Origin of the sequence: Glycomyces terrestris, from assembly GCF_003933745.1 — a bacterium.
GTDB lineage: Bacteria > Actinomycetota > Actinomycetes > Mycobacteriales > Micromonosporaceae > Glycomyces > Glycomyces terrestris.
In genome coordinates this window covers 277,725-302,951 of the sequence record NZ_RSEB01000001.1, presented here as the reverse complement: position 1 = coordinate 302,951, position 25,227 = coordinate 277,725, and the positions used below count along the sequence as shown (strand labels likewise).

General features: G+C 71.2%; 21 protein-coding genes and 1 tRNA gene. 17 read left to right on the top strand and 5 right to left on the bottom strand.

The features are described 5' to 3' along the window. Positions 1 to 4: 4 nt before the first annotated feature. The 5 genes from EIW28_RS01400 to EIW28_RS01380 all read left to right on the top strand — a co-directional run bounded on the left by EIW28_RS01400 (position 5) and on the right by EIW28_RS01380 (position 7,641). The gene (locus tag EIW28_RS01400; RefSeq protein ID WP_125245935.1) at positions 5 to 901 is read left to right on the top strand and encodes a hypothetical protein; all 897 of its coding nucleotides are present in this window, start codon (positions 5 to 7) and stop codon (positions 899 to 901) included. Further along, complete coding sequence (gene murJ / locus EIW28_RS01395) at positions 898 to 2,553, top strand: murein biosynthesis integral membrane protein MurJ (RefSeq protein ID WP_125245934.1); 1,656 nt, start codon at positions 898 to 900, stop codon at positions 2,551 to 2,553. Before EIW28_RS01400 ends, murJ begins: the two co-directional genes overlap by 4 nt. Next, positions 2,550 to 3,647 (top strand): glycosyltransferase family 4 protein, encoded by a 1,098-nt coding sequence (locus tag EIW28_RS01390; protein ID WP_125245933.1) that lies wholly within the window; start codon positions 2,550 to 2,552, stop codon positions 3,645 to 3,647. The genes murJ and EIW28_RS01390 overlap by 4 nt, the downstream gene beginning before the upstream one ends. Then, complete coding sequence (locus EIW28_RS01385; RefSeq protein ID WP_125245932.1) at positions 3,648 to 5,888, top strand: alkaline phosphatase family protein; 2,241 nt, start codon at positions 3,648 to 3,650, stop codon at positions 5,886 to 5,888. Positions 5,889 to 6,033: 145 nt separating this feature from the next. Continuing rightward, positions 6,034 to 7,641 carry a CTP synthase gene (locus EIW28_RS01380; RefSeq protein ID WP_232013810.1) on the top strand — a complete coding sequence of 536 codons (1,608 nt, stop codon included), beginning with the start codon at positions 6,034 to 6,036 and terminating at the stop codon, positions 7,639 to 7,641. A gap of 52 nt (positions 7,642 to 7,693) precedes the next feature. On the opposite strand, the gene EIW28_RS01375 is transcribed toward EIW28_RS01380, so the two are convergent. Beyond that, positions 7,694 to 9,202 carry an MFS transporter gene (locus EIW28_RS01375; RefSeq protein WP_125245930.1) on the bottom strand — a complete coding sequence of 503 codons (1,509 nt, stop codon included), beginning with the start codon at positions 9,200 to 9,202 and terminating at the stop codon, positions 7,694 to 7,696. A gap of 157 nt (positions 9,203 to 9,359) precedes the next feature. Between EIW28_RS01375 and EIW28_RS01370 the strand changes: the two genes are divergently transcribed. The 12 genes from EIW28_RS01370 to EIW28_RS01315 all read left to right on the top strand — a co-directional run bounded on the left by EIW28_RS01370 (position 9,360) and on the right by EIW28_RS01315 (position 20,812). After that, a complete protein-coding gene (locus EIW28_RS01370) occupies positions 9,360 to 9,899 on the top strand; it encodes a TetR/AcrR family transcriptional regulator (protein ID WP_125245929.1) in 540 nt (179 codons plus the stop codon). A gap of 32 nt (positions 9,900 to 9,931) precedes the next feature. After that, a complete protein-coding gene (locus tag EIW28_RS01365; RefSeq protein WP_232013760.1) occupies positions 9,932 to 10,486 on the top strand; it encodes an NUDIX domain-containing protein in 555 nt (184 codons plus the stop codon). 210 nt (positions 10,487 to 10,696) lie between these two features. Further along, positions 10,697 to 11,818 carry an alanine dehydrogenase gene (gene ald, locus EIW28_RS01360; protein ID WP_125245928.1) on the top strand — a complete coding sequence of 374 codons (1,122 nt, stop codon included), beginning with the start codon at positions 10,697 to 10,699 and terminating at the stop codon, positions 11,816 to 11,818. A gap of 198 nt (positions 11,819 to 12,016) precedes the next feature. Next, positions 12,017 to 12,943: a ParA family protein gene (locus EIW28_RS01355; protein WP_125245927.1), complete on the top strand. Its 927-nt coding sequence runs from the start codon at positions 12,017 to 12,019 to the stop codon at positions 12,941 to 12,943. A gap of 77 nt (positions 12,944 to 13,020) precedes the next feature. Further along, the gene (locus tag EIW28_RS01350; protein ID WP_125245926.1) at positions 13,021 to 13,911 is read left to right on the top strand and encodes a segregation and condensation protein A; all 891 of its coding nucleotides are present in this window, start codon (positions 13,021 to 13,023) and stop codon (positions 13,909 to 13,911) included. After that, entirely contained in the window at positions 13,908 to 14,678 is a 771-nt protein-coding gene (gene scpB, locus EIW28_RS01345; protein WP_125245925.1) for an SMC-Scp complex subunit ScpB, read from the top strand. The genes EIW28_RS01350 and scpB overlap by 4 nt, the downstream gene beginning before the upstream one ends. After that, a complete protein-coding gene (locus tag EIW28_RS01340; protein WP_125245924.1) occupies positions 14,665 to 15,402 on the top strand; it encodes a pseudouridine synthase in 738 nt (245 codons plus the stop codon). The genes scpB and EIW28_RS01340 overlap by 14 nt, the downstream gene beginning before the upstream one ends. Positions 15,403 to 15,455: 53 nt before the next feature. Beyond that, positions 15,456 to 15,827 (top strand): YccF domain-containing protein, encoded by a 372-nt coding sequence (locus EIW28_RS01335; protein ID WP_125245923.1) that lies wholly within the window; start codon positions 15,456 to 15,458, stop codon positions 15,825 to 15,827. Between the two features lie 107 nt (positions 15,828 to 15,934). Beyond that, positions 15,935 to 16,612, top strand: coding sequence for a (d)CMP kinase (gene cmk, locus EIW28_RS01330; RefSeq protein WP_125245922.1), 678 nt, complete (start codon positions 15,935 to 15,937; stop codon positions 16,610 to 16,612). Continuing rightward, positions 16,605 to 18,014 carry a ribosome biogenesis GTPase Der gene (gene der, locus EIW28_RS01325; RefSeq protein WP_125245921.1) on the top strand — a complete coding sequence of 470 codons (1,410 nt, stop codon included), beginning with the start codon at positions 16,605 to 16,607 and terminating at the stop codon, positions 18,012 to 18,014. The genes cmk and der overlap by 8 nt, the downstream gene beginning before the upstream one ends. A gap of 82 nt (positions 18,015 to 18,096) precedes the next feature. After that, a tRNA-Pro gene (locus EIW28_RS01320) sits at positions 18,097 to 18,170 on the top strand. A gap of 668 nt (positions 18,171 to 18,838) precedes the next feature. Beyond that, a complete protein-coding gene (locus EIW28_RS01315; protein ID WP_125245920.1) occupies positions 18,839 to 20,812 on the top strand; it encodes a DUF7507 domain-containing protein in 1,974 nt (657 codons plus the stop codon). Positions 20,813 to 21,547: 735 nt separating this feature from the next. Here EIW28_RS01315 and EIW28_RS01310 read toward each other — a convergent pair. The 4 genes from EIW28_RS01310 to EIW28_RS01295 form a co-directional block, all read right to left on the bottom strand. Next, complete coding sequence (locus EIW28_RS01310; protein WP_125245919.1) at positions 21,548 to 22,072, bottom strand: DoxX family membrane protein; 525 nt, start codon at positions 22,070 to 22,072, stop codon at positions 21,548 to 21,550. Between the two features lie 197 nt (positions 22,073 to 22,269). Further along, the gene (locus EIW28_RS01305; protein WP_125245918.1) at positions 22,270 to 23,529 is read right to left on the bottom strand and encodes an NAD(P)/FAD-dependent oxidoreductase; all 1,260 of its coding nucleotides are present in this window, start codon (positions 23,527 to 23,529) and stop codon (positions 22,270 to 22,272) included. A gap of 171 nt (positions 23,530 to 23,700) precedes the next feature. Then, positions 23,701 to 24,132, bottom strand: a complete 432-nt coding sequence (locus EIW28_RS01300) for a universal stress protein (RefSeq protein ID WP_125245917.1) — start codon at positions 24,130 to 24,132, stop codon at positions 23,701 to 23,703. Then, complete coding sequence (locus EIW28_RS01295; RefSeq protein WP_125245916.1) at positions 24,129 to 25,208, bottom strand: 2-hydroxyacid dehydrogenase; 1,080 nt, start codon at positions 25,206 to 25,208, stop codon at positions 24,129 to 24,131. Before EIW28_RS01295 ends, EIW28_RS01300 begins: the two co-directional genes overlap by 4 nt. Positions 25,209 to 25,227: the final 19 nt, after the last annotated feature.

Genomic DNA, 25,227 nt, shown 5'->3' with positions numbered 1-25,227 from the left:
GGCCATGAGCCAGTTGACGCGCACCGTCGGTAGGGCGTTCCTCGGAGGGGTCGCGGCGGGCGGCACCATCGCCGCCATCGGCGTCATCCGACGCTCCAAGTGGGCCGCCGACCTGGAACGGATCAACCACAAGGGCGACACCGTGAGCCTGGCCGAGGGACCCGGCGTCACCGCGGGCGCCACCGCCGGCGCCGTCCTGGGGGCCAACTCCCCGGCGTACGCCGCGGCCGCGGCCGCCACCGGCCTCACCGCCGGCGCGGTCGGCCTCTACGACGACATGGCCGACACCAAGGGCGAGAAGGCCAAAGGCTTCAAAGGCCACGTCGGGGCCCTCCTCAAAGGACGCGTCTCGGCCGGCCTGGTCAAGATCCTCGGCATCTCCGGCGCCGGCCTCGCCTCCGCGGCCCTGATCGACCTCCAGAACGGCGAGCTCACCGACCCGCGCCGCCACTGGATCCGCCGCGTCTGGAACGTCGGCGTCGGCGGGGGCGTCATCGCCGGCGCCGCCAACGTCGTCAACCTCTTCGACCTGCGCCCCGGCCGGGCCCTCAAGGTCGTCACCCTCGCCGCCGCGCCGCTCTCGCGCCCGGTGAGCGCCAAGTCCGACCGCGCCACCGCCGCCGGCGGCGCCAACACCGCGCTCGCCGTCTCCGCGGCCGCGGGCGCGGCCATGTCCGACGACCTCGACGGCAAGACCATGCTCGGCGACGGCGGCGCCAACGCCCTCGGCGCGCTCCTCGGCCTCGCCTACATCGCCCGCACCGGCATGGTCGGGCGCCACCTCGCCCTCGCCGGCGTCGCCGCCCTCATCGCCGCCTCGGAGAAGGTCAGCTTCACCAAGGTCATCGCCGAGACGCCCGTACTGCGTCGACTGGACGAGCTGGGTCGGACGAAGTCTTGACCGAGACCCGACGCGAAGTCGGTCGTGCCGCCTCGGTCATCGGTGCGATCACCGTCGCCTCCCGCCTGGCCGGATTCGGCCGAACGATGGTGTTCACGTGGGCGGTCGGCGTCGGCAGCCTCGGCGCCGCCTACCAGACCGCCAACAGCATCCCGAACATCATCTTCGAACTCGTCGCGGGCGGCGCGCTCGCGGCGCTCGTCATCCCGCTCCTGGCCGCTCCGCTCGCCCGGCACGACCCCGCCCAGGTCAGCCGCATCGCGTCCGCCCTGCTCACCTGGTCCCTGACGATCCTCGTCCCGGCCGGGGCGCTCGTGGCCCTGTTCGCCCGCCCCATCATCGAACTGCTCATGAGCGGCGAGAACACCTCGCAGGCCGCGATCGACACGGCCACCGAGATGCTCGTCCTCTTCGCCCCGCAGCTGCCCTTCTACGGCATCGCGGTCGTCCTCACCGGCGTGCTCCAGTCCCACCGCCGGTTCGCGTGGCCCGCGCTCGCGCCGCTCCTGTCGAGCATCGTCATGGCCGTGGTCTACGTCGTCTACGGCATCAGCTCCGGACGCGACTACAAGGTCGAGAACCTCGGCCAGAACGACATCGTCCTCCTCGCGCTCGGCACCACGTTCGGCGTCGCCGTCCTCGCCGGCTCCCTCGTCCTGCCTTTGCGCGGCCTCGGGCTGCGCATCCGCCCCACCTGGCGCCTGGAGACCCACGTCGCCTCCGGCCTCAAGTCCCTCGCCATCGCCGGAGCGATCACCGTCGGCGCGCAGCAGCTGTGCCAGGCCCTGCTCCTCGCGCTCGCCAACGACGCCGGCGAAGGCCCCGCCGCCATCTTCACCGTCTCGCAGACGTTCTTCCTCCTGCCCTGGGCAGTGCTCGCCGTCCCCCTCGCGACCGCCGCCTACCCCGTCCTCGCCGAGGCGTTCTCCCTTGGCGAGCACGACCGCTACCAGTGGCGCCTCTCCCAGACCGCCCGCGCCGTCCTGCTCCTCTCCGGACTCGGCGTCGCCGCCCTCGCCGGCCTCGCCGAGCCCATCGCGACCGTCCTCGCCTCCGTGTCCGCCGACAGCAGCGCCGCGACCCTGACCCAGTTCCAGGACACCCTCACCGGCCTCGCCTTCGGCCTCTTCGGCTACTCCATGTTCGCGATCTACTCCCGCGGCCTGTACGCCATCGGCCGCAACAAGTACGCCGCCGGCGCCACCTCGATCGGCTGGGCCGCAGGCGCGGTCGCCGCCGTCGTCCTCTCCGAGGCCATGCCCATCGAGGACCGCACCCTCGCGCTCGCGATCGCCTGGTCCGTCGGCATGACCGTCATCGGCCTCGCCCTCACCGCCGCCATCGCCCGCCACACCGGCGCCGCCAGCCTCAGCGGCATCCCGCGCGCCGCCCTCGCCGCCGTCACCGCCGCCGTCGCCGCGGTCCTGGCCGCGCGCGAGCTCATCCTCCTGTGGGGCCACGCCGACACCATCTACTCGGCGCTCGTCCAGGGCGTCGTCGTCGGCGCCGCCACCGCCGTCGTCTACCTCGGCGTCGGCGCCCTCATCGGGGGATCCGGTGTCGTGCGCCCGATCCTGCGACGCGCTGGCAGAATACGGTCGTCAGAAGCACAGCAATCCGACGAAGACACAGAGAGCGGAGCAGACCAGTGAGCCACCGCCGTATCGCCTTGGTGCTCGGCCCCTCCACCGGCGGCATCGGGACCCACGTCGCCTCGGTCGCCGAGGGACTCGTGGCGCGCGGCGACGCCGTCCTGGTCGTCGGACCCCCCGAGACCGAGGAGCGCTTCGCGTTCCGCGCCCGCGGCGCCCGCTTCGCGCCCGCGCCCATCACCGCCAAGCCCTCGCCCGAGCTCCCGCTCGCCTGGTGGTCCGCCCGCAACGCCCTGCGCGGCATCACCGGCCGCGGCGTCGACCTCGTCCACGCCCACGGCCTCACCGCCGGGATCACCGCGCTCGCCGCCCGCCCCTCCGGGGCCGCGCTCGTCACCACCTGGCACAACCAGCTCATCACCTCCGGGCTCAAGCGCCGCGTCTCCGACCAGGTCGAGCAGCGCCTCGCCCGCGGCGTCGACGTCGCCCTCGCCGCCTCCTCCGACCTCCACGAGCACCTGATCGCCATGGGCGCCAAGGACGCCCGCCTCGCCCCCGTCGCCGCCCCGCCCCGCCGCGCCACCGGCGAGCCGCAGGCCGTGCGCGACGAGCTCGGCATCGGCGACCGCCCGCTCCTCCTCTCCGTCGGCCGCCTGCACCCGCAGAAGGACTACGACACCCTCATCGCCGCGGCCGCCCGCTGGCGGACCCTCGACCCCGCGCCCGTCGTCGCCATCGCGGGCGACGGCCCCGAGCGCGAGCGACTCCAGGCCGTCATCGACGCCACCGGCGCCGACGTGCGCCTCCTGGGCCACCGCACCGACGTCGGCGACCTCCTCGCCGCCGCCGACCTCTCCCTCGTGACCTCCCAGTGGGAGGCCCGCCAGCTGTTCGCGCAGGAGACCCTCCAGGCCGGCGTCCCGCTCGTCACCACCCGCACCGGCGGCATCCCCGAACTCGTCGGCGACGCCGGCCTCTACTTCGAGGTCGGGGACGTCGACGCCCTCGACCGGACCGTCCGCGGCCTCCTCGCCGACCCCGCCGAACTCGAGCGCTACCGCGAGGCCAGCCTCGCCCGCGCCGCCACCTGGCCCGACGAGGCCCAGATGATGGACGCCCTCGACGCGCTCTACCTCGAACTGACCGGAAGATAAGTGGCGCGCAACCTCGACCCGGGGCGGCTGGCCCGCAAGGCCCGCAAATCCCTCGCCCGCACCGCGACCGAGAACCGGGGGCCGATCGGCGTCTGGATCGCCGCGGCGCTCCTCGCGGCCCTGGCGATCCTCCAGCTGCTCCCCGGCGAGCCCGACGACGCGATCCCCGACGCCGTCGACTCGGTCATCGTCCTCGGCGTCGGGGGCCTCTCCTGGACCGACATCGACGCCGAGACCACCCCGAACCTCGACGCGCTCGCCGAGAACGGCGCGCTCGCCGAGCTCAACACCGACTCCGGCCGCAACTTCACCTGCACCCTCGACGGCTGGCTCACCCTCTCCGCGGGCGCCCCGGCCGTGGCCGGCGCCTACGGGGAGGCCGCCGACTGCGGCGCCGTCTCCGGGGACCGCATCGAGACCGACGAGGCCGGCACCACCGTCGCCGACATGACCGACCTCGTCGCCCTCAACCGCGACCTCGAGCAGGGCGCCGAGGTCGGGATGCTCGCCGCCGGCACCTCCTGCGCCACCGGCGTCGGCCCCGGCGGCGCCTACGCCACCGCGAACTCGGTCGGCCGCCTCGGCGAGTACGCCCCGGCCCTGCCCACCGGCCGCGACCTCGCCGCGCTCCTGGCCGAATGCCCGCTCACCGTGGTCGACGGCGGCGTCCTGCCCGCCGACCCCGAACTGCGCCGCGCGAACCTCCAAGCCCTCGACGCGGCGGTCGCGGCCCTCGACGAGGCCCGCGGCGACGACGCCGCGCTCATCGTCACCGGCGTCAGCCAGGTCGAGGAGCCGGACCGGCTCCTCGCCACCGTCGCGAACTTCGGCGGCGACGACGGGCACACCCTCCTCGACCTGCCCGCCGAACGCCCCGGCTACCTGCGCCTGACCGACCTGACCGCCACGATCCTCACCCTCCTGGACGCCCCGCTCCCCGAGGCCGTCTCCGGCACCGCCGCGGGCGCCGCCGCCGACACCCTCTCCTACGCCGACCGCCAAGCCGTGTTCGACGACACCGACGTGCGCCTCATGGCCGCCGCCGACGCCGCCCCCGCCACCCAGTGGCTCCAGGTCGTCCTGTTCCTGGCCCTGACGTTCGTCGCGTGGCCCCTGCTGCACCTGCTGCGGCGCGCCGGCCAGCCCGGCGTGAAGCCGCCGCCGCTGTGGCTCATGCGCCTGAACATCGTCTCCGCGCTCGTGTGCGCCCTGTTCACCGCCGCCGCGATCCTCGCCGACTTCTTCGAGTGGTGGACCGCGCCGAACCCGGCCGTCACCGGCCCGCTCACGGCCCTGGGCATCGCGCTCGTGTGCGCGTTCGCCGCGATCCTCATCCCCGGCCGCCGCGGCCCCGCCAGCCTCATGGTCACCGTCTCGGCCTTCGGCATCCTCGTCACCGTGACCGCCATGGTCATCCACACCGAGGACCCGCTCGGGACCCTCCTCGGCGACTACACCGTCGCCGACTCGGCCTCGAACGAGCTCGGCCCGGTCGCCACCGGCATGTTCATCGCCTCCCTGTGGCTCCTGGCCGCCGCCGCGGCCTGGCGACTGCCCCGCCGCTACCAGGCCCCCGTCATGGCCGGCACCGGCTGCCTGGGCGTCCTCGTCGTCTCGGCCGGGTTCCTCGGCGACTCCGTGCCCGCCGCCGTCGCCCTCATCGTCGGCACCTGCCTCGCCGCCGCCCTCGCCACCGGCGGCTGGATCACCTTCCAGCGCTTCGTGTGGTCCGGCCTGGCCGGCGTCGCGGTCCTGTTCGGCCTCTCCTGGATCGACTACCAGCGGCCCGCGCCCGAGCGCGGCGAGCTCGGCGCGTTCCTCGGCGACGTCCTCGGCGACACCAACGGCGTCATCGCCTCCGGCGTCGGCTCGAACGTCGTCGCCGTGTTCACCTCGCCCATGAGCCTCCTCGCGGTCACCGCCGGCGCCTACTGCTGGCTGGTGCTCCTGCGCCCCGGCGGCGGCCTGCGCCGCGCCTGGGGCCTGTACCCGCCGCTGCGCGCCGCCTTCTCCGCCGCGGTCGTCGGCTCCGGCGTCGCCGGGCTCCTCCTCGGCAAGGGCGTCATGAGCCTCGGCTCGGCCCTGGCGGTCATGGTCCCCTTGGCGGTCATCATGAGCCACCGCGTCCTCGCCCGCGCGCACGTGAAGGACGGCGAGTACTCGAACATGATCGTCGACGCACCCTCGTGGGTCGATGAGGAAAACAGCGGCGAAAGTGTTAGTGTGGAATCCCGTGGATGAACCGATCCACCGGCTGCTCTAATCAGCGGCTCGTTCGGCACGAACACCACGGGAGTCCGCCTTGGCCAGCGCCGCAAATGGTCAGATCCGCACTACGAAGCACCTCTTCGTCACCGGTGGGGTCACCTCCGCCCTCGGCAAGGGCATGACGGCCGCCAGTCTCGGCAACCTGCTGACGGCCCGCGGCCTCTACGTGGTGATGCAGAAGATCGACCCGTATCTGAACGTCGATCCCGGCACCATGAACCCGTACGAGCACGGCGAGGTCTTCGTCACCGACGACGGCGGCGAGACCGACCTCGACATCGGCAACTACGAGCGGTTCCTCGACCGCAACCTCTCCAAGCACGCGAACGTCACCACCGGCCAGGTGTACTCCGACGTCATCGCCAAGGAGCGCCGCGGCGACTACCTGGGCGCGACCGTGCAGGTCATCCCGCACATCACCAACGAGATCAAGTCGCGCCTGGCGGCGATGGCCGACCCGGACCCCGAGACCGGGCGCGTCCCCGACGTGGTGATCACCGAGGTCGGCGGCACCGTCGGCGACATCGAGTCGCTGCCGTTCCTGGAGGCGATCCGCCAGTACCGGCACGACATCGGCCGCGACAACTGCTTCTTCCTCCACGTCTCGCTCGTGCCGTACCTGGCCGCGTCCTCGGAGATGAAGACCAAGCCGACCCAGCACTCGGTGGCGCAGCTGCGCAGCATCGGCATCCAGCCCGACGCGATCGTGTGCCGCTCCGACCGGCCGCTGCCGGACGGCCTGAAGTCGAAGATCGCCGGGTTCTGCGACGTGGACGACGCGGCGGTCGTCTCGGCGCCCGACTCGAAGTCGATCTACGAGATCCCCAAGACCCTCCACTCCGAGGGCCTGGACGCGTACGTGGTCCGCAAGCTCGACCTGCCGTTCAAGGACGTCGACTGGACCGCCTGGGACGACCTGCTCGACCGGGTCCACAACCCGGAGTCGACCGTCGAGGTCGCGATCGTCGGCAAGTACGTCGAGCTGCCCGACGCGTACAAGTCGGTGGTCGAGGCCCTGCACGCGGCCGGGTTCGCGCACCGCGCGAAGGTGAACGTCCGCTGGGTGATCTCCGACGAGTGCGGCAGCCCCGAGGCGACCGCGAAGGCCCTCGCCGGCGTCGACGCCGTCGTCATCCCCGGCGGGTTCGGCGACCGCGGCGTGCCCGGCAAGATCCAGGCGCTCACCTGGTCGCGCACCCGCCACGTGCCGACCCTGGGCCTGTGCCTGGGCCTCCAGTGCATGGCGATCGAGGGCCTGCGGGAGATCGCCGGGCTCGTGGGCGCCGACTCCGAGGAGTTCGACCGCGAGGCCGAGCACCTGGTCATCTCGACCATGGCCGACCAGACCGAGATCGTGGCCGGGCGCGGCGACATGGGCGGCACGATGCGCCTGGGCACCTACCCGGCGCAGCTCGCCGAAGGCTCGATCGTGGCCGAGGTCTACGGCGCGACCGAGGTCAACGAGCGCCACCGCCACCGCTACGAGGTCAACAACGCCTACCGGGACCAGCTCGGCAAGTCCGGGTTCGTGATCTCGGGGCTCTCGCCCGACGGGCGCCTGGTCGAGTTCATCGAGCTCGACCGCGAGCAACACCCGTACTACGTGGCGACGCAGGCGCACCCGGAGCTGAAGTCGCGCCCCACGCGCCCGCACCCGCTGTTCGCGGGCCTCGTCGCCGCGGCGCTCAAGCGCCAGGCCGCCGAGCGCCTCGACCTCGAAGGTTAAGCGGCGCAAGCGAACAGGGCGGGACTCGACCGAGTCCCGCCCTGCCTGCGTCTTACGCGCGGGTCTGCTCTCGCAGGGCTCGGCCGACCGAGACGGCGGCGACGAGCACCAGGGCCGCGGCGATGAGCGCGACCGTGCGCAGACCGTCCGTGAACGCCGTGCGGGCGGCCGTCAGCAGCGCCTCGCCGGCCGCGGCCGGTAGCGCGGCGGCGGCGTGGACGGCCTCGCCGAGGGTCTCGGCGGCCGCGGCCGGGGCGTCCCCGAGTTCACTCCGGTATATCCCGGTGGCGAGGGATCCCAGCAGGGCGACGCCCATCGCGCCGCCGAGCTCGTAGGCCGTCTCCGAGATCGCCGAGGCCGCGCCGGCGCGGTCGGCCGGGGCCGCGGCGAGGATCGCGTCGTTGGTGACCGTCTGCGCGAGCCCCGAGCCGCCCCCGATGAGCGCGAACGCGACCGCGACGACCGCCGCGCCCTCGTCGACGCCGATGAGCGCCATCGCGCCGAACCCGGCGATGACCAGCACCAGGCCGCCGAGGATCGTGCGGACCAGGCCGACGCGCTCGGACATGCGCACCGCGACCAGCCCGGTGACGACCGAGACCGCCATGCCCGGCAGGAGCAGCAGCCCCGCCTCCATGGGGGAGTAGCCGAGCACCAGCTGGAGGTACTGCGTCAGCAGGAACAGCGCGGAGATCATCGCGAACACGATGGTGAAGTTCGTGGCCAGCGAGGCGCTGAAGCGCCGGATGCGGAACAGCTCCACGTCGATGAGCGGGTGCTCCAGGCGCCGCTGGCGCCGCACGAACAGGACCGCCGCGGCCGCGCCGACCGCGATCGCGCCGGCCGCGGCCCAGGTGAGGCCGTGCTCGGCGATCGTCTTGACGCCGTATACGAACGGGAACATCGCCAGGAACGACAGGCCGACGCTGCGCACGTCGATCGCGCCCGGGTTCGGGTTCTTCGACTCCGGCAGCAGGAACGGCGCGGCGATGACGACGGCGACCGAGACGGGCGCGGCCATGAGGAACACCGAGCCCCACCAGAAGTGCTCGAGGAGCCAGCCGCCGAGGATCGGCCCGAGGGCCGAGCCGGCGGAGAAGCCCGCGGCCCAGATCGCGATGGCGAAGCGGCGCTGGCGGTCGTCGTGGAAGAGGTTCCGCATGAGCGCGAGCGTGGTCGGCATGAGGGTCGCGCCGGCGAGGCCGAGGAGGGCGCGGGCGGCGATGAGCGTCTCGGGGGTGGTCGCGTAGGCGGCGAGGACGCTCGCGGCGGCGAACGCGGCCGAGCCGATGACGAGCAGCCTGCGGCGGCCGATGCGGTCGCCGAGGGAGCCCATGGTGACCAGGAGCCCGGCCAGGACGAAGCCGTAGACGTCGACGATCCACAGCAACTGCGAGGCCGAGGGCGCGAGGTCTTCGGACAGGAACGGCACGGCGAAGCCGAGCACGGTCATGTCGACGGAGATGAGCAGCACCGGGAGCACGAGCACGGCCAGGGCCCAGCCCTGCCTGGCGGTGAAGCGGGCGCGCGGCTCGGCGGGGCGCGGCAGCGTCGTCGTCATGGTGTCCTCCTTCTGAAGCTCGCGGCCATGGGCCGGCGCAGAAGCGGCGGCCCGCAGGTCGGCACCTGGGGCGGTTCGGCGAAGCTTGTGGTCGAAGCGACGGTCCAGGAGCAGTCTCTGTACCGTCCAGACGGTATAGTATCAAGAGGGAGGGCACATGGCCAAGGACGACGTGAGCACGCGTGACCGGATTCTCAACGCGCTCCAGCGCATCCTCGTCGAGGAGGGCTCCTCGGGCGTGACCTTGGAGAAGGTCGCCGCCGAGGCCGGCGTCTCCAAGGGCGGCCTGCTCTACCACTTCAAGTCCAAGTCCGACCTGTACGACGGCCTGGCCCACCGCCACCGCGTCCAGGAGGAGGCCAACATCGCCCGCGCCCGCGAGCAGGGCGTCGTCGAGACCTTCCTGCGCGTCTCCGAGGTCGAGAGCGCCGAGTCCGCCGCCGGCCTGTGGGCCCTCCTCACCGCCCAGCGCGGCAAGGACGAGCTCTCCGAGACCGCCAAGGCCGACCTCCTGTTCATCTTCGAGGGCTGGTCCGAGGCCATCCACGAGCAGATCGAGGACCCGATCACCGCCGAGATCGTGCGCCTGGTCGGCGACGGCCTCTTCCTCTCGGCGCTCTCGGGCGTCCCCCTGCCCTCCCAGGACGTCGTCGACGGCATCCTCGACCGCCTCAAGTCCGCCGCCGGCGAGACCTGAGACCGCAACCTGACCGGGCTAGGGTGGCTCCCGTGCATGAATACCGAGTCCTCGACAGCGACATCGTCCACCGCGGCTGGTGCTACGACCTGACCGCCGAGACGATCGCGATGCCCGGCGGCACCAGCGCGCGCCGCGAGTTCCTCGACCACTGCGGCGCGGTCGTCACCGTCCCGCTCGACGAGTCCGGCCGCGTCGGCCTCATCCGCCAGTACCGCGTCCCGCCCAAGGAGCTCATGTGGGAGTTCCCGGCGGGCCTGCGGGACGTCGCGGGGGAGGACCCGGCCGTGACCGCCCGCCGCGAGCTCGCCGAGGAGGTCGACCTCGCCGCCGCCGACCTCGTCAAGCTCGGCGAGTTCTACACCACCCCCGGCATCTCCAACGAGCTCATCCACTACTTCCTCGCCACCGGCCTCACCCCCGTGCCCGAGGCCGACCGGCACGAGCGCACCGACGAGGAGGCCCACATCGAACTCGTGTGGTGGGACCTCGACAAGGCCCTCGACGCCGTCGCCGCGGGCGAGATCCGCAACGGCGTCTGCGCCCTCGCCCTCAACCTCGCCCGGCTCCACCTAGAACGGCGCTGACCGCCGCGCACGCTGCCGCGTCACCTGCCGTGTTAGCGGGAAACCGAGGCCCGTCGCGCACCCGCGCGGCGGGCCTGACTTACGATCACGGCGACGACGACGTCCGGACCGCTGACAATGCCGGGATCAGGCCGTCGCGCGTCTTAGACTGCCCGTGCGGGACGCCGACCGGCCCCGAACTGGCACAACGCTTCGGAAGGAACCCGCAGAGTGAAAGTCGCCGTCCCCCGCGAGATCAAGAACAACGAGTACCGCGTCGCCCTCACGCCCGCCGGCGTCCACGAGCTCGTCGCCGCGGGCCACCACGTCAGCGTCGAGACCGGCGCCGGGCTCGGCTCGGCCATCACCGACGACGACTACCGCGCCGCCGGAGCCGTCATCTGCCCCGACGCCGACGCCACCTGGAGTTCCGGCGACCTCGTCCTCAAGGTCAAGGAGCCCGTCCACGACGAGTTCCACCGCATGCAGCCGGGCCAGACCCTCTTCACCTATCTCCACCTCGCCGCCAGCGCCGAGTGCACCGACGCGCTCCTGGAGCGCCACGTCACCGGCATCGCGTACGAGACCGTGCAGACCCGCGACGGCCGCCTGCCGCTGCTGGCGCCCATGAGCGAGGTCGCCGGGCGCCTGGCCGTCCAGGCCGGCGCCTACCACCTCCAGCGCCCCGAAGGCGGCCGCGGCACCCTCATGGGCGGCGTCCCCGGGACCCCGCCGGCGCGCGTGGTCATCATCGGCGCGGGCGTGTCGGGCATGAACGCGGCCGCGATCGCCGTCGGCATGCGCGCCGACGTCGAGCTCCTCGACCTGAACGTCGACAAGCTCCACGCCGCCGACGACCTCTACCAGGGGCGGCTGCGTACCATCGTCTCCAACCGCTTCGAGATCAAGCGCGCCTGCCGCGAGGCCGACCTCGTCATCGGCGCCGTCCTCGTGCCGGGCGCCAAGGCGCCCACCGTGGTCGACGACGAGGTCCTGGCCGACATGAAGGACGGCGCGGTCCTGGTGGACATCGCCATCGACCAGGGCGGGTGCTTCGCCCACTCGAAGGCCACCACCCACGACGACCCGGTCTTCACCTACGGCGGCAAGGTCTTCTACTGCGTCGCGAACATGCCCGGCGCCGTCCCGAACACCTCGACGTACGCGCTGACGAACGCCACCCTCCCGTACGTCATGAAGCTCGCCAACCACGGCTGGGCCGAGGCGCTGCGGACCGACGCGGCCCTCGCCGGCGGCCTGAACACGTACGCCGGACAGGTCGTCAACGAACCCGTCGCCGTCACGCACCACCTGCCGCTCATGCCGATCGCGCAGGTCCTCGCCGAGAACTGAGGACACACAGGACCCTCGCGTCCCGGCCGTGCACACGGGCGGGACGCGAGCGCCGCCGCGCCCCAGCGGCCGGTCCCACACCGGGCGCCTCGGAGTCTCGCAAGCCGTCGACAGCCTCGATACACTGACGTACAGTCGCTATGACAGGCAATGGTGAGACGCCCGGCACCCGGTGCCGACTCGCACCCGGAGGCGGAAATGAGCAGTGTGGACAGCAACGACAAGTGGGCCGCCCTCCGCGGGGCCGCGCAGGTGCCTCCCACTGACGGCGACGGCGACCTGTCCTCGCCCGACCCCGAGACGTACACCGGCAAGCGCGACATCCCCCAGCCGCAGCCGCTGGAGCGCCACGGCCCGGCCCGCGTCATCGCCATGGCCAACCAGAAGGGCGGGGTCGGCAAGACCACCACGACCATCAACCTCGGTGCGGCCCTTGCCGAGTACGGCCGCAAGGTGCTCCTGGTCGACTTCGACCCGCAGGGCGCGCTGTCGGTCGGCTTCGGCACCAACCCCCACACCCTGGACCTGACCGTCTACAACCTGCTCATGCAGGAGGACGTCGACATCGACGACGTCATGGTCAAGACCAACGTCGCCGGCCTGCGCCTCCTGCCGGCCAACATCGACCTCTCGGCCGCCGAGATCCAGCTGGTCAACGAGGTCGCCCGCGAACAGACCCTGGCCCGCGTGCTGCGCCCGGTCATGCCCGACTTCGACTACATCCTCATCGACTGCCAGCCGTCCCTCGGCCTGCTGACCATCAACGCCCTCACCGCCGCGCACTCGGTCCTGGTCCCCCTGGAGTGCGAGTTCTTCTCCCTGCGCGGCGTGGCCCTCCTGCTCGACACCGTCGACAAGGTCCGCGAGCGCCTGAACTACGACCTCGAACTCGACGGCATCCTCGCCACCATGTACGACTCGCGCACCACGCACTCGCGCCAGGTCCTCCAGCGCGTCGTGGAAGCCTTCGGCGACAAGGTCTTCAGCACCGTCATCACCCGCACCGTGCGCTTCCCCGAGACCACCGTCGCCGGCGAGCCCATCACCACCTGGGCCCCCGCCTCCTCCGGCGCCCGCGCCTACCGCCAACTCGCCCGCGAACTCATCGCCGCCACCGACAAGTAGCGCCCCGAAGACGTTCCACCCCAAGAAACCCAGAGTTCACCCCGTCGCGTCCGCGGGGCCCGTCTAAGCTTGCCTGCGTGAGCGACCAGCAGCTGCCCCAGCTCCCGACCCAGCGGGAGGGCGAACCGGAGGAGGCCGAGACCGGCTTCCACGTCCGGCTCGACAACTTCGAGGGCCCCTTCGACCTGCTGCTCCAGCTGATCGGCAAGCACAAGCTCGACGTCACCGAGATCGCCCTGCACGAGGTCGCCTCCGAGTTCATCGCCTACGTCACCGGCCTCGACGAGGCCTGGAACCTCGAGGAGACCTCCGAGTTCCTCCTGGTCGCCGCCACCCTCCTCGACCTCAAGACCGCCCGCCTGCTCCCCGGCACCGTCGTCGACGACGAGGAGGACCTCGCCCTCCTCGAAGCCCGCGACCTCCTCTTCGCCCGCCTCCTCCAGTACAAGGCGTACAAGGAGGCCGCCGGCGCCCTCGCCGGGCTCGCCGAGGGCGCCGCCACCCGCGTCCCCCGCAACGTCGGCCTCGAGGAGCGCTACAAGGGCCTCCTGCCCGAACTCGTCCTCGACCTCACCCCCGACGCCCTCGCCGCCCTCGCCGGCAAGGCCATGAAGCCCAAACCGCCGCCCACGGTCGGCACCGGGCACATCCACGTCCAGCGCGTCTCGGTGCGCGAGCACGCCGTCATCCTCTCCCGCCGCCTACAGCGCGTCCAGACCGCGACCTTCCGGGCCCTGACCTCCGACTGCGAGACCCACCTCGAAGTCGTCGCCCGGTTCCTCGCGCTCCTGGAGCTCTACCGCGAGGCCCTGGTCGGGTTCGAGCAGATGCAGGCCCTCGGCGAGCTCACCGTCCGCTGGCTCGGCGGCATGGGCACCACCGACATCGAGGTGGACGAGTACGCGGGCGCGCCCGCGGAGGACGCACCGTCCGCGGACGCACCAGCGGGGGAGGAGACGAGCGCATGACCGAGCGAGCGGAAGATCTGGAGACCGGCCTGCCGTCCTGGCGGATGCCGAGCGCGCGCCAGGAGGCCGCGCCGCCGCGACCCGACACGCCGGCCGACGAGCCGCCCGGCGAGGGCGACGAGTACGCGGCCGCGCTGGCCGCCGTCCCGGCCCAGGCCGGGCCCGAGGAGGACGCCGACGACGAGCCCGACGCCGCCGTCGTCGCCAGTCCCGTCCCCGACGACGTCGACCTGGGCGCGGTCCTGGAGGCGATCCTCATGATCGCCGAGGAGCCGCTCTCGGAGGAGTTCCTCTCCTCCGTGCTGGAGCGACCGCGCTCACAGGTGCGCGAGACGCTGGGTCGACTCAGCGCCGAATACACTGGTGACGGACGCGGATTCGATCTGCGTCGCCAAGCCGGCGGCTGGCGCTTCTACACCCGGGCCGATTACGCCCGCTACGTGGAGCGGTTCGTGACCGACGGCGCCTCCGCCCGCCTCACCAAGGCGGCGTTGGAGACGCTTGCCGTGGTCGCCTACCGGCAGCCGGTCACCCGCGGCCGCATCTCGGCCATCCGGGGGGTCAACTGCGACGGCGTCATCCGCACGCTGCTGGCGCGCGGCCTGGTCGAGGAGTGCGGGACCGACCCGGACTCGACGGCGACGCTCTACCGCACCACCACCCTGTTCTTGGAGAAGATCGGGCTGGACTCGGTCGACCAGCTGCCTGAGCTGGCCCCGTTCCTGCCGGACGACGTGACGGATATCGAGGAAGATGAACAACGCTGACGCCGAGGGCGTACGACTGCAGAAAGTCCTGTCGCAGGCCGGGATCGCCTCCCGCCGCGCCGCGGAGGACCTGATCTCCCGGGGCAAGGTGAAGGTCAACGGCGAGCCCGCCCGGCTCGGCCAGCGCGTGGACCCGGCCAAGGACGTCATCCACGTCTCGGGCAAGCGCGTGGTCACCGACGTCGACAAGGTCTACTACGCGATCAACAAGCCGCGCGGGATCGTCTCGACCATGGACGACGACGAGGGCCGCCCCTCGCTCGCCGAGTTCGCCAAGGGCATCGACCAGCGCGTCTTCCACGTGGGCCGGCTCGACACCGACTCCGAGGGCCTGCTGCTGCTCACCAACGACGGCGAGCTCGCCAACCGGATCATGCACCCGTCGCACGGCCTGCCGAAGGTCTACCGGGCGCAGGTCAACGGGATCATGGACAAGCCCACCTGGAACCGGCTGCTCAAGGGCGTCGAGCTCGAGGACGGCATCGCGAAGGCCGACAAGCTCAAGATCATCGACGAGCACGCCGGCCAGTCGTTGATCGAGATCACCATCCACGAGGGCCGCAAGCACATTGTGAGGCGCCTCATGGACGAGGTCGGGCACCACGTCTCGCGCCTGGTGCGCACCGAGATCGGCCCGGTCCAGCTGCGCAACCTCAAGCCGGGGACGCTGCGGCGGCTCACCCCCAACGAGGTGGGGGAACTGTTCCGCGAGGTCGGACTGTAGCTGTACAGCCTGCTGTAGCGACGGGAAGAGCATGGCCCGGTTAGGGTTTCGGCATGAAGACGATTCTGAACATCATCTGGTTCGTGCTCGCCGGGCTGTGGCTCGCGATCGGCTACTTCGTTGCGGGCCTGGTGTTCTGCATCTTCATCGTGACGATCCCGTTCGGCATCGCGAACATGCGCCTGGCCGGGTACGTGCTGTGGCCCTTCGGTCGCACCGTCGTGTACGACCCGCAGTCGGGGTGCCTGACCCTGTTCGCCAACATCCTGTGGCTGGTCCTGTTCGGCTGGGAGCTCGCGCTGGCCCACCTGGTGACCGGCCTCCTCCAGGCCGTCACCGTCATCGGCATCCCGCTGGCGGTGGCGAACTGGAAGATGATCCCGCTCGCGCTGTGGCCGCTGGGGGCGCGGGTCGTGGACCGCTAGCGCGACAGTGTGGACCCCCTCGGCCGGGCGGCGTTCGCCGTGGAGACGGCGCGTGACTTGGCATGATGTAGGTTTGCGGGGTTTGCACTTGAAGAAACGGAGCCGACATGCCTGAGCAGAAGAGCGGACCGGTCGTCGCCATCGACGGTCCGTCCGGGGCCGGGAAGTCGACGGTGTCCAAGACCCTCGCGACCGCGATCGACGCCGCGTACCTCGACACCGGCGCCATGTACCGCGCGGCGACCCTGGCCGTCCTCAAGGCCGGCGTCGAGCCCACCCAGGCCGCGCAGGTCACCAAGACGGTGAAGAACGCCAAGCTCGAGTTCGGCACCGACCCCGCCGACCCGTTCACGCGCGTGGACGGCGAGGACGCCGACGCCGCGATCCGCGGCGAGGAGGTCACCAAGGCCGTCTCGGCCGTGGCCGGCAACAAGACGGTCCGCAGGTTCCTCATCGAGGAGCAGCGCCGGATCATCGCCGAGGCGAAGCAGGGCATCGTGGTCGAGGGCCGCGACATCGTCGAGGTGGTCGCCCCCGACGCCGACGTCAAGGTCTACCTCACCGCGGACCCCGTCGAGCGCGCCAAGCGCCGCGCCGCCGAGAACGGCGCCGACGCCGACGCCACCAAGAAGGACCTCGAGCGGCGCGACACCGCCGACTCGAAGACCACCAAGCCCCTGGAGGCCCCCGAGGGGGCCGTGGTGATCGACTCCACGGCGCTGCCGATCGTGGAGGTAGTGGCCAAGATCCTGGCCTTGCTGAACAACAGGGACATCGATGAGTGACGAACCGACCTGGGCCGACGACGACTTCGAGGTCGAATTCGAGGAGTTCGACCTCGACGAGACCGACACCGACCGCGACCCGGTCCCGACGGTGGCCGTGGTCGGCCGCCCCAACGTGGGCAAGTCGACCCTGGTCAACCGCATCCTGGGCCGCCGCGCCGCGGTCGTCCAGGACGAGCCGGGCGTGACCCGCGACCGCATCGCCTACGACGCGGAGTGGGCCGGCAAGCAGTTCAGCCTGGTCGACACCGGCGGCTGGGACCCCGACGCCGAGGGCATGGCCAAGGCGATCGCCTTCCAGGCCGAACTCGCGATGCGCACCGCCGACGTCATCGTCTTCGTGGTCGACGCCCGCGTGGGCCCGACCGACGCCGACGAGGCGGCCGTGCGCATCCTGCGCTCGACCCGCAAGCCGGTCATCCTGGTGGCGAACAAGGTCGACTCCGAGCGCCAGGAGGCCGAGATCCACGAGCTGTGGAGCCTGGGCCTGGGCGAGCCGTTCCCGATCTCGGCCCTGCACGGCCGCAACTCCGGCGACCTGCTCGACAAGATCATCTGGGCGTTCCCCGAGGAGCCCACCGGCAAGCTCAAGGAGCGCGGCCCGCGCCGCATCGCCCTGGTCGGGCGGCCCAACGTGGGCAAGTCGAGCCTGCTCAACCGCATCGCCGGCGAGGACCGCGCCGTCGTCGACAACGTCGCCGGCACCACCGTCGACCCCGTCGACTCCGTGGTCGAGATCGACGGCGAGGACTGGATCCTGGTCGACACCGCGGGCCTGCGCAAGCGCGTCAAGTTCGCCTCCGGCACCGAGTACTACGCGGCCCTGCGCACGGAAGCGGCCGTGGAGGCCGCCGAGGTCGCCCTCGTGCTCCTCGACGCCTCCGAGCCGATCAGCGAGCAGGACCAGCGGGTCCTCACCCAGGTGGTCGAGTCCGGCCGCGCCCTCGTCCTCGCCTTCAACAAGTGGGACCTGGTCGACGACGACCGGCGCTACTACCTGGAGAAGGAGATCGACCGCGAACTCGGCCAGGTCTCGTGGGCCCCGCGCGTGAACGTCTCGGCCCTGACCGGCCGCGCCGTGGAGAAGATCGCCCGGTCCCTCCGCGTCGCCCTCGAAGGCTGGGGCCAGCGCATCACCACCGGCGAGCTGAACCAGTGGATCTCCACCCTCCAGGCCGCCACCCCGCACCCGACCCGCTCGGGCAAGGCCCCGAAGGTCATCTACGCCACCCAGGCCGCCGCCGAGCCTCCGCGCTTCATCCTCTTCACGAACGCACCGTTCGAGAAGCAGTACCTCAAGTTCATCCAGCGCAAGCTCCGCGAGGACTTCGGCTTCCCGGGGACGCCCATCGAACTGGTCGTCAAACCCCGCGAATCCCGCAAAAAAGACAAACGCAAATAGCCCGTCTCACACGGGGGACCTCGCCTCAGAGGCCCCCGGGGCCATGAGCTACAGTTGTCACCGCCGCGGCAACGCGGCACAACGGGCTGTGGCGCAGCTTGGTAGCGCACTTGACTGGGGGTCAAGGGGTCGCAGGTTCAAGTCCTGTCAGCCCGACCGTTAGCCCCAGACCAGGGACGAAGTCCCCGGTCTGGGGCTTCGTCGTAGCCAGCTCTCGCTTGTAATTCGCCTTGTCTCGATGAACCGGGATGCCTCGGTTGACGCGCTCTGCCGGCCCCCGCTGATGCCACCTGAGGGCGAGCGCCGAATCGTGGAGTTCGAGCCCGGCATCGTCCTGAGGGGAACCACGCCCGAGCGGACCCGGAGACAGGGCGAGGCGTGACCCGGTGATGAACGCGGCCATCGCGGCCTGCGAGCCCGAGCCCGACCTGCAGCAGGTCGTATGGCGGGAGGCGGTCGCCCCGCCCCGCAGCTCAAAGCCGCCGCCGACCGGCGCCTCCCACCCGCTCAGTGTCGGTCATTTTTTGCTCGACTTCGCTGAGTCCTCCATCCCGGATTCGCATTGGACACCCCTTGTTTCCTCTAATATCAGCTCAGCATTCCGGTGCTTTCCGGACATCTGATTGCCAGCGGAGCGGGCCTTTCATTGCAAGCCGCTCACTGGCTTCCGCAGCTCCACTGGAACTGCGCTGTGCGCGAATGAAGACGAGGGAAACGTGGATACGCCAAGAAAGCCGGGCCCCGCCCATCGGGGACGATCGGACGAGCCTTCGGCCCAGTCGGCGCCGGCCCAGCGATCGCTGCAGGTCGCACTGCTCGCCGTGATGCTCGGAGGGACGCTCGTCCTCAGCGCGCCTCCCTCGGCGGCCACCGCCGAACCGGGGGTGCCCGAAGCGGCCGAACTCCTCTACGAGGAGAACTTCGAGAACCGCGCGACCGGCTCCAACATGCTGCTGACGGAGTACACCGGCGCGATGGGGATGACGTACACCGGGGACCCGTACTGGATCAGCCGACCGAACTGCAACGGCTTCATCTTCGACCAAACGAGCCCCAAGGACCCGCAGGACTGCCTCAACGACGGACTGCCGGCCGACTCCTACAACACCGCGACCGCGCTCGCGTACGCGCTCGGCGCCAACGCCGGTGCGGCCGATCCGGCGACGAACGCCGCCGCCACCTCGTACACCGCGAGCTCCGGCGGCGACAACCTGGTCATGTTTCAGACCGAGAGCATGCTGAACCTCCAGGCCGCCAACCGGTTCATCACGTTCTCGGTCGACGCCGCCGCGGTGAACTGCTGGGTGACCCACCCGCTGCTCCGCTTCTACCTCGTCAAAGAGGGCGGAGAAGAGATCCCCGTCTCCGACAGCGCGATCGACCCCTGCGCAGATCCCCGTACGAAGTTCATGACCGTGCCCGCGCAGAACGGCCAGACGCGCGACGTGTGGGTGGGGACCTTCGCCGCCGACTCGTCCCTGCTCGTCGAAGGCGGCGAGCTGGGGATCGTCATGCGCAACGAGACCGGCAACGGGATCGGCAACGACGGCGCCTACGACAACATCAAGGTCCTCGACGTCTCGCCGCACCTCGACAAGTCCTTCTCACCGGAGACGGAGTTCGTCGGCGGCGTCTCGACGCTGACGCTGACGGTCACCAACACCGCGGAACTCGCCGCGAAGAAGGGCTGGGGCTTCACCGACGCGCTGCCCGCCGGCCTGGTCGTCGCGGACACGCCCAACATCGGAGGCACCTGCACCGCGAACGTGCAGGCCGCGGCCGGGGGCTCGGAGATCCTCGTCGCGGACGGGGAGTTCGAGGCGGGGGCGGTCTCGTGCACCATCACCGTCGACGTCACCTCCTCGGCCGCCGCGGTCTACGAGAACGGCCCCGACAACTTCACGAATCTCGTCGGGCTCGATCCGCCCGACCCTGCCGTTGTGGAGTTCCTCCCGAACGACCCGGAGCTGACCCTCGAGAAGACCGTCGAGGGCGACAGCGCGACGGCCGGCGAGACGCTCACGTACTCGTTCGTCGCGACCAACACCGGCAATGTGGCGCTCACCGACGTGGCGATCAGCGAAGGCGACTTCTCCGGAGCAGGCGACCTGTCCGCACTGGAGTGCGACATCGCTGCTCCGGTGACGCTAGCGCCGGGTGAGGCGCTGACGTGTACGGCGACGTACGTGGTCCAGCAGAGCGATGTGGACAGGGGCAGTGTCACCAACTCCGCCACCGCGACCGGCGACGACCCGAAGGGGAACCCGCTCCCGCCGGTCGAGGACGAGACCGCGGTGGAGTTCGAGCAGACGCCGTCACTGGCACTGACCAAGACGGCCAGTGCCGACGAAGTCGAGGTCGGCGACACGGTCGCCTACACCTTCACCGTCGAGAACGACGGCAACGTCACGGTGAGCGGCGTCGAGGTCGAGGAGACCGCGTTCTCCGGTTCCGGCGAGTTGTCCGAGCTCGAATGCGACCCGGCGGCCCCGGCGACCCTCGCACCCGGCGAGACGCTGATGTGCACCGCGACGTACGAGGTCCAGCGGGCTGACGCCGTGGCCGGCTCGATCACCAATGCGGCGGTCGCCGCCGGCGAGGACCCGCACGGCGAGCAGGTCGAATCGCCCGTCAGCGAAGTGGCCGTCGAGGTCGAACCGCTGCCGATCGACAAGAGCCTGACGCGGACCGGCGTCGCGGTGTTGCCGATCGCCGTCGTCGCCCTCGCCGGGTGCCTCGGAGGCATCGCGATGCTCCTGCTCAGCCGCCGCCGAGGAGCGGAGACCGTGATCGAGTAAGGGTTATCGAGTCCGGACGCGCGAGTCCCGGATCGAGATGACGGCCGGACCTCTTGGTCCGGCCGTCTCACGTCTCCCGGCTCCGGAGCTTCGGTCGCACAGCTGCCACTGCTGCGGCCACGTGCGGGTCACCCAGCCCCTGTCACCTGCGGCCTTTTCCGCTCGGCCTACGAAGCGCACGGCGTCCCGGCCTCCACCCGGCCGAACGTCAACGCCGTCACCGGCGCACTCCACCGCGATGCCCGAAACACCTCGTTTGCGGTGTGACAAGGATATTGGACACGGTTCCTGATTTGAGAGGATCGCGTCCATGCCCGCCAGACGCCGGAAGTTCAGTCCGCAGTACGAGGCCGTGGAGATGGTCGTCCAGACCGGTCGGACGTAAGAGTTGCACATGAGGTTCGAGTTCAGTGGAGTTCGTCCAGTGCGGCTCTGGCGGAATGAGGGTGCGACCCGCTTTGTTCCTCCACCGGACCCGGACCTGCACCCCAACCTGGACGTCTCGGACACCACCCGCGTCGAGGTGTCGTTCTCAGCGCTCCGCCCGGGGCGTCGGTACGGACTCGCATGGGAATGGCCGAGTTAGGATCTCGACGTGGTTGTAATCCTGGTGGACCCGCAGCCGTACCTAACCGAGGTCTCACCGGGGATCAACGCAGAGTGCGTCGGATGACTCGAGGATCGCAAGAGCGGGCCGCGCCCGGAAGGTCGCGGCCCGCTTCGGTTCCACTGGAGTTACTTGAGCCAGCGGTTCTGCTTGACGATGGGGAGCTCGCCCCAGGTCTTGCCCAGGCCGAGGGTGTCCTCGGCTCGAGCGAGGGCGAGGCCGACGAGGAGGCCGGCGTAGACGAGGTGGTCGTCCATGAACGGGTTGTTCTCCGGCCACAGGGCGGCCGTCCACATCAGGACCAGCAGCAGGGCGCCGGCGGCGGCGGCGATGCGCATGCCGATGCCGAGGATGAGGGCGAGGCCGATGCCCAGCAGGCCGGCCATGAAGAGCCAGTCGGCGAAGGCGTTGCCGGCCATGCCCTGGTAGAACTCGGCGAACGGGCCCTTGGTGCCGTGGGTCAGGAAGCCCTCGGTCGGGCTCCCTCCTTCGAGCCAGGCGGCCTCCTTCGCGGTGGCGAAGCCGAGGCCGAAGGTCTTGTCGAGGAAGGCCCACAGGAAGACCCAGCCCAGGGCGATGCGCAGGCCGGCCCAGACGTAGGCGACGGCGGTGGTCGTGGTGGCGGCTCGCTCAGTGGCGTTGACGGTGGCCATCGGACTGTTCCTTTCGATTCGGGCACCGTATCCGGTGACAGTTCAAGGAAACCGCAGTCCACGCCGGGTTTCGAGAGGTCCGAAGGCGGGTCTTGCGGGGACGAAGGTCCCGCGGCGAGCCGGCGGCGGACAGCAGAACGGCGGCCGTCTCGCGAGGGAGACGGCCGCCTGGAGTAATCGGCACGAAGGCCCGAAGGTCACTCCGTCACTCGGTCCGACCAGGTCGTCGAGAGGCCCTGCAGGCCCAGGGCGACCGCTTGTTGATGGAGGCCGCCGTGGACGGGCCGGCCGGCCCGGAACTGCTGCGGCAGGTAGACGCCGAGGGTCTTCTTGCCCAGGTGCCAGATGGGGGAGACGCCCACGCGCCGCCCGTCCCGGGCGCGGTCGGGCTCCCCGGTCAGTGCCAAGGGCGTGCGCGCGTACACCGCCTCGTCGAGCATCTCGAGGACGAACATGCCGACCGGGTCGAACCGCCGCGGTTCGCCGACCGCGGCGGGGTCGATCCGTGCGGTGATGTCGTCGGCGACCGCGTCCGCTTGGAGCAGTGAGAGGTAGCCGAGCTTGACGGGGAAGTCTCCGGCGTCGCCGGGGGCGTAGACGACGTCGGTGCACCGGACCCGGCGGGTCTGCGGTTCGGTCAGCAGGAACCCGTTCAGGTCCTTCGGCAGGCCCTCGTAGTCGACGGCGGCGGTGTGGGGCGCGGAGGAGACGAGCACGTCGAAGGTGTGCGCCGTCCCGTCGGCGAAGCGGACCAGGTTCGGTTCGACGCCGGTCACCACCGCGCGGGCCCGGCTGATGATGCCGCGGTCGGCGAACTCCTCGCCGATGACCGGGTGCAGTCCGGTGCCCAGCGCCTCCAGGTAGCGGTCTTCGAACGTCGCGAACGTCAGGCACACCAGGTCGCGCACCCGCGAGCGCCGCAGCCACGTCTCGAGCATGAACGCGAGCTCGTACACCGGGCCCGGCCAGGCGTTGCCCGGCGGCACCAGGAACAGGACGTGCTGCGGGGACCCGTCCACGGCCGCGTCGCGCACGCGCCGGAGCGTCCGGCCGAGTTCGCGCATCTGCTCGAGGGAACCGACCAGGTGGGCGTGTTCGGCGAGCCCCGGGACCCGCTCGGGTCGCATCGCGGCGCCGGTGGCCAGGACGAGGTAGTCGTAGTCGAGGGTGCATCCGTCGGTGAGCGCGAGCCGCTTGGGTTCGGTCTCGACCCAGGCGACTTCGCCGCGCCGCACCGTGATCCCCTGCCGTTCGGCGGGGACGGCGACCGGGATCCGCAGGTCGTCTTCGGCGCCGCCGAAGGGCACGTAGACCGTGCTCGGTCGGAACTCGAAGTCGTCCCGGTCGGTGACCAGGGTCAGGTCGACCCGGTCGCCCAGGCGCTGGCGCAGGGCGAAGAGCGTCTCCATGCCGGCCAGGCCGCCGCCGACGACGAGCACTCGAGGTGTGGTGTCCAAGGCATCCTCCCGAAGCTGTGTGTTCACCCCTCCATGCCACCACTTCGGGCGGTGCGGGCACAGCGACCAAGCGCCCCAGGCGAAGGGACGGAGGTCCCTTCGGTTGCCGCCGATGCCGACGCCGGAGGGCCGCGACCATCGGTCGCGGCCCGTTCCTGGTCTGGTGCCACGTCAGCCGCGGATGACGACGACCGGGCAGTGGGCGTGGGTGACGCAGTGGAGGCTGACGGAGCCGAGCAATGTCCCGGCCAGTGCGCCGCGGCCGCGGCTGCCGACGACGAGGAGGTCCGCGGCCGCCGAGCGTTCGACCAGGACCTTCGGCGGATATCCCTGGCGGGTCGCCGCCTCGACCGGCGCATCGGTTCGGTCGCCGACGACCTCGTCGATCGAGCCCTGGAGCGAGCGTTTGGCGGTGGCCTCGAAGGTCTCGCCGGGGACGGCCGGGACCGGGGTGCCGTATTCGTTGGGGATGTGCCAGACGTGCAGTGCCTCGACGATGGCGCCACAGCGGTCGGCATAGGCGATGGCCCATCGCAGGGCGTCCAAGGACGGCGGCGAGCCGTCGATCGCGACCACGATGCGTTCGGAGTGCCGGTCGGTCATGGGTGTGCTCCTTGTGCGTCTGCTGCGATCCGCACCGGAGGGTGCTCCGGCGGCGGTGCCGTTCGGTTGGCGGCGGGGTCTTGGTCGAGCCCCACCGGGTGGAGGCCGATGCCGTTGCACGCGAACGCGTCCAGGTTCGCGATCGTCGTCGCTGCGATCGCTTCGAGAGCCTCGGCGGTGAAGAACGCCTGGTGGCCGGTGATGAGCACGTTCGGGAAGGCGTTGAGCCGGTCGAAGGCGTCGTCGCCGATGACCTGGTCGGACAGATCCTCGAAGAACAGTCCGGCCTCCTCCTCGTACACGTCCAGTCCAAGGTGGCCGATCCGGCCGTCCTTGAGCCCTTCGACCACCGCGGCCGTGTCGACGAGCGCGCCGCGGCTGGTGTTGACCAGCATCGCGCCGGGGCGCATGAGCGCGATCCGTTCGCGGTCGATGAGGTGGAACGTCTCAGGCGTGAGCGGGCAGTGCAGCGACACGATGTCCGACGCGGCGAGCAGGTCCTCGAGGGGCACGTACTCGGCCCCGGCCTCGCGGGCCGCCTCGCTCGGGCAGGGGTCGTACGCCAGGACCCGGCATCCGAACCCGGCCATGATCCGCGCGAAGCACGTCCCGATCTTCCCGGTACCGACCACGCCGACCGTGCGGCCGTGGAGATCGAATCCGAGCAGCCCGGTCAGCGCGAAGTTGTGCTCGCGCACGCGGTTGTAGGCACGGTGGGTCTTCCGGTTGAGCGCCAGCACCAGCGCCGCGCAGTGCTCGGCGACCGCGTACGGCGAATAGTCCGGGACCCGCGCCACCGCGATGCCCACCGCTGCGGCCGCCCGCAGATCGACGTGGTTGAACCCGGCCGACCGCAGCGCCGCGAACCGCACCCCGCGGTCGGCCAGGGCCGCGAGCGTCGCCGCGCCGAGGTCGTCGTTGACGAACGCGCACACTGCCTCGCAGCCCGCGGCCAGCGCCGCGGTGTCGGCGTTCAGGCGCGGCTCCAGGAACACCAGTTCGTGGGCGCCGTCGCGGTCGGCATCGTGCAAGGACGTCTTGTCGTACGGTTTGGAGCTGAACACGGCCACCCTCACGGCAGGCCCCCTTCTTTCG

Excerpts from the sequence above, each read along its gene's own strand:
- EIW28_RS01335 (WP_125245923.1), top strand. The coding sequence starts at position 15,456 with ATGAAGACGATTCTGAACATCATCTGGTTCGTGCTCGCCGGGCTGTGG.
- EIW28_RS01375 (WP_125245930.1), bottom strand. The coding sequence starts at position 9,202 with ATGACGACGACGCTGCCGCGCCCCGCCGAGCCGCGCGCCCGCTTCACC.
- EIW28_RS01355 (WP_125245927.1), top strand. The coding sequence starts at position 12,017 with ATGAGCAGTGTGGACAGCAACGACAAGTGGGCCGCCCTCCGCGGGGCC.
- EIW28_RS01370 (WP_125245929.1), top strand. The coding sequence starts at position 9,360 with ATGGCCAAGGACGACGTGAGCACGCGTGACCGGATTCTCAACGCGCTC.
- EIW28_RS01400 (WP_125245935.1), top strand. The coding sequence starts at position 5 with ATGAGCCAGTTGACGCGCACCGTCGGTAGGGCGTTCCTCGGAGGGGTC.
- cmk (WP_125245922.1), top strand. The coding sequence starts at position 15,935 with ATGCCTGAGCAGAAGAGCGGACCGGTCGTCGCCATCGACGGTCCGTCC.
- der (WP_125245921.1), top strand. The coding sequence starts at position 16,605 with ATGAGTGACGAACCGACCTGGGCCGACGACGACTTCGAGGTCGAATTC.
- EIW28_RS01300 (WP_125245917.1), bottom strand. The coding sequence starts at position 24,132 with ATGACCGACCGGCACTCCGAACGCATCGTGGTCGCGATCGACGGCTCG.
- EIW28_RS01380 (WP_232013810.1), top strand. The coding sequence starts at position 6,034 with ATGACGGCCGCCAGTCTCGGCAACCTGCTGACGGCCCGCGGCCTCTAC.
- EIW28_RS01340 (WP_125245924.1), top strand. The coding sequence starts at position 14,665 with ATGAACAACGCTGACGCCGAGGGCGTACGACTGCAGAAAGTCCTGTCG.
- EIW28_RS01310 (WP_125245919.1), bottom strand. The coding sequence starts at position 22,072 with ATGGCCACCGTCAACGCCACTGAGCGAGCCGCCACCACGACCACCGCC.
- EIW28_RS01315 (WP_125245920.1), top strand. The coding sequence starts at position 18,839 with ATGCTCGGAGGGACGCTCGTCCTCAGCGCGCCTCCCTCGGCGGCCACC.
- scpB (WP_125245925.1), top strand. The coding sequence starts at position 13,908 with ATGACCGAGCGAGCGGAAGATCTGGAGACCGGCCTGCCGTCCTGGCGG.